The sequence below is a fragment of the Nocardia pseudovaccinii NBRC 100343 genome, assembly GCF_001613225.1.
Classification (GTDB): Bacteria; Actinomycetota; Actinomycetes; order Mycobacteriales; family Mycobacteriaceae; genus Nocardia; species Nocardia pseudovaccinii.
On record NZ_BDBY01000446.1, the window covers coordinates 1 to 6,014 of the forward strand.

General features: G+C 60.7%; 1 protein-coding gene. It reads right to left on the reverse strand.

Annotated features, from left to right (window positions below):
* A partial coding sequence (locus NP3_RS45640) for a sigma-70 family RNA polymerase sigma factor (RefSeq protein WP_157125006.1) occupies positions 1-6,014 on the reverse strand: 6,014 nt, incomplete at both ends.

Genomic DNA, 6,014 nt, shown 5'->3' on the forward strand with positions numbered 1-6,014 from the left:
TGGGCCGATTACTCGCGACTCGTCGGGCCGGTCGGAAAGGTTGTCTCGCTCGACGGTGATGCGCAGCCTCTCGATGGCCGCAGCGCTCATGCGCCGGACGGTTGCGAGTTTCATCCGCAGCATTCCGGCTATCTCTGCTTCGGTGTAGCCGTCGACGAACAGGAACTCCATGACCTGTTGGACTCGATCCGAGTCGGGCATGTCGGCTACAGCCGTGCTCAGCACGTCCATGAAGTCCGCCATGTCGAACGGCAGTTCGGCCCTTTGATCGGCGAACTCGCGGGTGTGGGTACCTCGTTTACCTTTGATCGGCTCGTCGGTCCGGATCTCTCGGTAACCTAGCACCGTCAGTAGCTCGGTGACTTCCGCCGGATCGAGGTCCAGCGCCATCGCGACTTCGGCGACATCGGATTCGGTCATGGTCGCGCTGGAACGTCTGCTGACATACTCCTGGACGCGCATCAGCTGATGCCGCGTCTCCCGGTCCACTTTCGGATACAGGTATTCGAAGAAAGCCCTGCGTATGGCGTGATGTGCTGCCGACCAGGCCGCTGGGGCGAAATCGCCGGGCGGGACAAAGTTCTTGGTGGCGACGAGAATCGCCGCAAAGGCTATATTCCGCAGATCGTCGAATTGCTCGCCCGGAATACGCCAGCGTTTGGCCATGGTCTGCGCGACCCATACGTACTTTTCGCAGATTCGGCCGCGGATATTCTTCTCGTCGTCGGACCCCGGACGGGTGGCGATCAATTCCCAGAACAACTGTTCCTCGGTCGCGTCGCCCGCTGGGACGTCGTGCGAGTAATGCCGCCGAAGCACTTCGACCAGCACCTCGTTGGGGATATCCAGTGCATCGCGCAGCGTGCGCAGGAAAGTAACGTCGGGTCTGGAGCCGGTCTCGAATTGGCTGATCGACGATTGCGATTGCCCGGTAAGTGCGGACAATTCGTGCTGGGGCAATCTGCGATACAGGCGTGCTGCCTTCACCCAATTATGCAAATCATATTCGGCCGGATCGGGAATCGTCTCTCCGCCGCGATCCATCCGATAGCTGTATCCCCACGCTTCGGCCAGGTCGTTCCACGGTCCGGCGCGGTGCAGACCGCGGGTATAGAAATCCAGCACGACGAGATCTTCGAGCGTTTCGCTGGCGTCGTTGTAGTGGTCGCGCACGGTTGAATTCGGGAGCTCCAGAACTGTTCCCACAGTCCACTTCTCGAGATGGTTCAGCCGCCCGAAGTAACGCAGGTACTCGCCGAACGATGTGGTGGCCGCGAAGGCTGGGAAAAGCAGCGTCGCCCTCGGCAGGTACGGGAAGTTCTCGGCGATTTCTTCGTAAGTCACGCCGTGCGGGAATGGAAGGGCCGCCGCGATCGACAGCAGCGCCGCCTGGGAAGGCTTCTTTTTCCCGGTCTCCCGGTCGGTGACGCTGAGCTTGGAACTTCCGGTCAGTTCCGCGTACCGGCGCTGTGTCAAACCTTCCGAATTGCGGTGGTATCGAAGGTATTCGCCGACGGCGGAATAGCCTTCCGGGTATTCCGGTTTTCCGTCAGCGTCGAGTAGGCCTGGGTAGCACGCGGCGGCGCCGCGATAGCAATCCCGGGCACCCGGTACGCGGCGTAGCAGGGCTCGCACTTGCGCGATTTCCAACTCGTTCTGCCCCTGTTCGGCGGCCTGCCATGTGCCCGAGGTGGCGCCGAGCAACTCGTCCATCCGCTCCGGGGACACCGCAAGGTAGCGGCGTGCTGCCGCCAGCCAAACCGCCTTGTCGCTGCCGACTGGGACCGGGAATGGTTCGGACGCGATGTTGTCGAGAGCGGTCGCGTCGAGGCCCGCATTGGTCAACCAGCGCCTCACCTGCCCCATCTCCAGGTGATGCATGGCGATGTAATCGGCGAGATTCTGCCCCGGCTGCCCGGATTCGTCGCTCAGTCGCGCCCGGCACCACTCCAGAAAGCGATCCTCGACCGACACGATCGACACCCCTGCCGGAGCGGCATTGCCAACCGGCAGCGGGCCCCCGGTCGCGGCCGATGCGGCGGCGTTGGTTGTTCCGGGCTGGGTGTCGGGGGTGGGTGCAGGTTCGGGTTGGTCCCAGAATCGGTGGTCGTCACCGTTGTTTTGGTGGTGGAATTCGAGGATCTCATTGTTGAGATTTCGTCGTTTGTTCGCCGAGCCCGTGTGCGGGAAGTGCTCGTCGAGCGGGTTGGGGTCGGTGTCGTGGAAAAGCTCGACCCCGGGCGGCAGTGGGTTGGCCGGGAGTCCGCCGGTGCGACGGCCAGTAGTCCCTTGTACTTCGTTGGGCTGTGCGGTGGTTTCTGCGCCGCGGTTGTCCGGTTCGGTGCGGGTGTCATCGGTGGCGTCATTCTGATTCTGCGGTGTCGCCGTCCCGCCCAGGAGGTGCCAGCGGTCGGCGAATGCTGTCTGGAGCCGTCCGATCGTCTGATCGCGTAGCTGCTCCGCCGCCGGTAGTGCGATCCCGAGCCGCTCCGCTACTTCGCCGAGCGGACAGCCGTCCACGAAATGGAGCATGACCAGTTCCTTGGCGCGAGCGGAATCGGGCAGGTCCGCAAGTGCCTCCGCGACGGCATCCTCGAATTGTGAATTGTCGGCCTCGTCGAATTGCGGATCGCCGAAGGAGGGGTGATCACTGCCCACAAATATCGACTGAGCCGGAAGATCGTGCAGGTCCATGCCGGATTCAGTTATCGGCGCATCCAATGAGTCCATCCCGTGCCTCAGGATGTCTCTCGCCTCGATTACCTCGGATATGGTGAGATCTGTCGCTGCCGCTATCTCGTCGTTATCCGGTTCCCGGTGGTTGTCGTTGGCGTACTGACCAATGTATGCCTTAACCGTGCGGAGTAACTCGCGGGATTCCTTGTTCGCATCCGCTTGCCTGCTCTCGACATAAGCGTCGCGCATTTTGAAGTTCACGTGAGACCAGGCAAGCTTCGGGAAGCTGGTTCCCGGAACGATATATCCCGTGGCGACAATGATCGCCTGGAGACCGCGTTGGACGAGATCGTCGTACTCATCGGCATTTCGCCAGCGGTTGGCTGCTGCTGTCGCGATCCAAGCATATTTTTCGACCAGTGGATTACGCGCAGCCTCTTCCTCAGGGGATCCGACGGGTGCCGCGATGAGATCCCAGATGAGTCGGTCGTCGGCTGTATCTACGGCGGGAAGATTTGAGCGTCGATAGTGGTTCGTAATTACAGCTGTAACTGTTTCGTTCGGAATGCCCAGCTTGTCGCGAATTTTTCGGATAGTGACGAGTCGTCGGGTATATCCCTTTGAATCGAGGTTACGCCAGAGCCCAGCGCTGCCGACCTGCGCGTCGAACTGTGTCAATGTCATCCGACGGTACAGGCGTTCCGCCCGGATCCACTCGTACAGAGTTTTATATTCAGCAGCGTCGGGATCCGTCTCTCCCGCGGGGTTCATTCGATAGGTATAGCCCCACGCCGCGGCGAGATCGTTCCAGGGGCCCGCCTTGTGCAGCACGTGATCGTAGTGGTGCAGCATCTGCAGCTCTTCGACCTGCTGAGTTCCACCGGTTTGGTGCATATGCACGGCGTGCCCGGAGAGGCCGAATATCCCAGCGGCTTCCCCCCGCGCAAGATTGTTGACTCCTCGGAAGTATCTCAGATATTCGCCGAAAGATTCTGTCGCAGATGTGCCCGGGAATATCAACGATTCCCGCGGCAACTCGGAGTAGCATTCGGAAAGGTCGTCTCTGGTAACACCGTGTGGCGGTGGCATTACAGCCATCAAGCTGTCGACGGTATCTTTCGAAGGATGGACTCTGTCGTGCTCGATAAGATAGTATTCATTCGCACTGAATGTTCCCAGAGCGGCCACGCTGGGCCGTGAATATATATCGTGTTTGTCAAACTCTCTGGTTGCCAGAAAGAATTCCCCGATTACATTGTTGTGATAATCTCGGACGAATTGGAAATATTTACCGATCAGTTCGTATCCCTCGGGATAGGCGGCCCGGCCGGTCGCCGTCAATAGTTCCGGGAAGAGTCGCGCGGCGTCCGGATATGCCGCACGGGCGCCGGGGACTCGGCGCAGCAGTGCGCGGACATGGGCGATCTCGAGGTCGCTTCGCCCTCGTTGGGCTGCCTGCCAGGTTCCCGTGGGCGCGCCGATCAGTTCGTCTATTTGCTCGGCGGGTACGCCGAGGTAGCGGCGCACAGCGGCCAGCCAGGCAGGCGCCTGCATACCGACAGGGCTGGGGAATTGCGTCGGCAGCGGTGAGGACGGCTCGGTCGATTCGAGTCCCGCGCGCGACAGCCACCGGTTGACCTGCGATGGCAGTAAGTGGTGCATCTTCATGTAGTCGGCCAGGTTTTGCCCCTGACCTGCTTTTCGTCCGCGGAACCAGTCCACGAACCGCTGTTCCGCGGAAGGTGCCGCCGACGTCGGTTGCGAAAGTTCTGCAGGCGTACCGGTCGGCGACTCGTCGTCAGCGGGTACGGAAGCATCTGCCGGGGTCTCGATACCGAGGTCGATACCTTTGTCGCGTGCCGCGCGCACCAAGTCCTCGCCGACGGCGGAATCGAGTCTCTTGCGGATTCTGATAAAGGAGATTTTGACGGCTCCGGCCGTTATTTCTTGGTCGGCGGCGATATCGTCGTACGTCATCCCCGTGGCCGCCAAGCGAAGTAACGTGATTTGGCGACCGTTCAATATTGGGCGAACGTACTGCGGCCCATCATCGATCGCGATGCCGCGATATCGGGCTGCCGACTTCAAATCGGCCTGTGCCGAGACCCCGAGCTTCCTGTATATCCGGTGGCGGCAGGTTGCGACGAAGCCGACGGATGCGTGTAGTTGCTTCGCGATCATCGGATTCGTCATGCCCCTGACGAGCAATTCCAATACTGTGATTTCGCGCCCAGAAAGCTCTTTTTCCGCATCGTCTGGCGTGTTCCATCTCGACCATTCTGGACCAGTGAAATCAATGATTCCCTCCCGCAGGCCAACTGGTACGAGACTTCCGGCTCCAGCGGGAATTCCGAACGCCCGGCCGATTCTATCCATGATGGCTTTCACCTGGCCAGGCGAGACCTGCCGCGCCCACGAGTCGGTCAGCGTCTCTGCGATCGCCTCACGCGTCATCCCCTTCGCGTTCATGATCAGTACGGTGGTCTCATCCGATGCGAGCGCTATTGGATTCTGTCGAACCGTCGACGGAAGATGGAGGACATCCAAAACCCCTCTGCGAATCGCCTCCGCTACGACCGCAACCTTGTTCGCCGTGCCGAACTTCATGATAATTCCATCGGTCACCCCGGTAACCGTCCTCGGGGAACTACCGACGGTCTCGGCAATTTCTTTGGCTGTCAACCCCTGTGTCAGCAGTTTGAGAATTTTGATTTCATTCGGAGTCAGGTTGTCATTTGTATTCGGTACACCGCATTCGGTGGCCACTGAACGGGCCAGTCGCCGTACCGCGCCCGCCGTCAACGTCCGTGTCGCTACATCTCCGAGAGCTTTGGCCGGTGCCGCGACCGTGTTCAGCACTTGCGCCGTCTCGGTTTCCGACTTTCCTCGTCGGTAGCGAAGGATCAGGGCTGCTTGCTGGGTCGTTCGGAGCTGACCGAAAAGCCTTCCGAACTGCGCGGTAGGCGCATTGGCCAGTGCCTCGGCAATGGGATCGGAGTTCGCAACACCTTGGAGCTCCATATATGCCGTCGCGACGGTTTTCTGCAAATGCCGAAGGATGCCCTCGAGGCCACCGGCGATCGGCCCGGACGAGTTCGGCTGTGCGGTCTGTTCGGCTACTTCGGGCTGCGGCGCGGCTTGTTCCTCTGGCTGTGCAGAGGGCGCCGTCGGTCGATCGGCGGGCGACGAGGGGTCGGCCGGGCTTTCCGGTTGCTTGGTTCCGGGATCGTTTGGGCGCGTGGTGTTTTCGTCGTTGCTGGTGGGGGTGGGTTTGTTTTGTGGGTTGGGTTGGTTTGGGTTGTCGGGTTTGCCGAGGATGGGGTGTTGGCGTTGGTCGG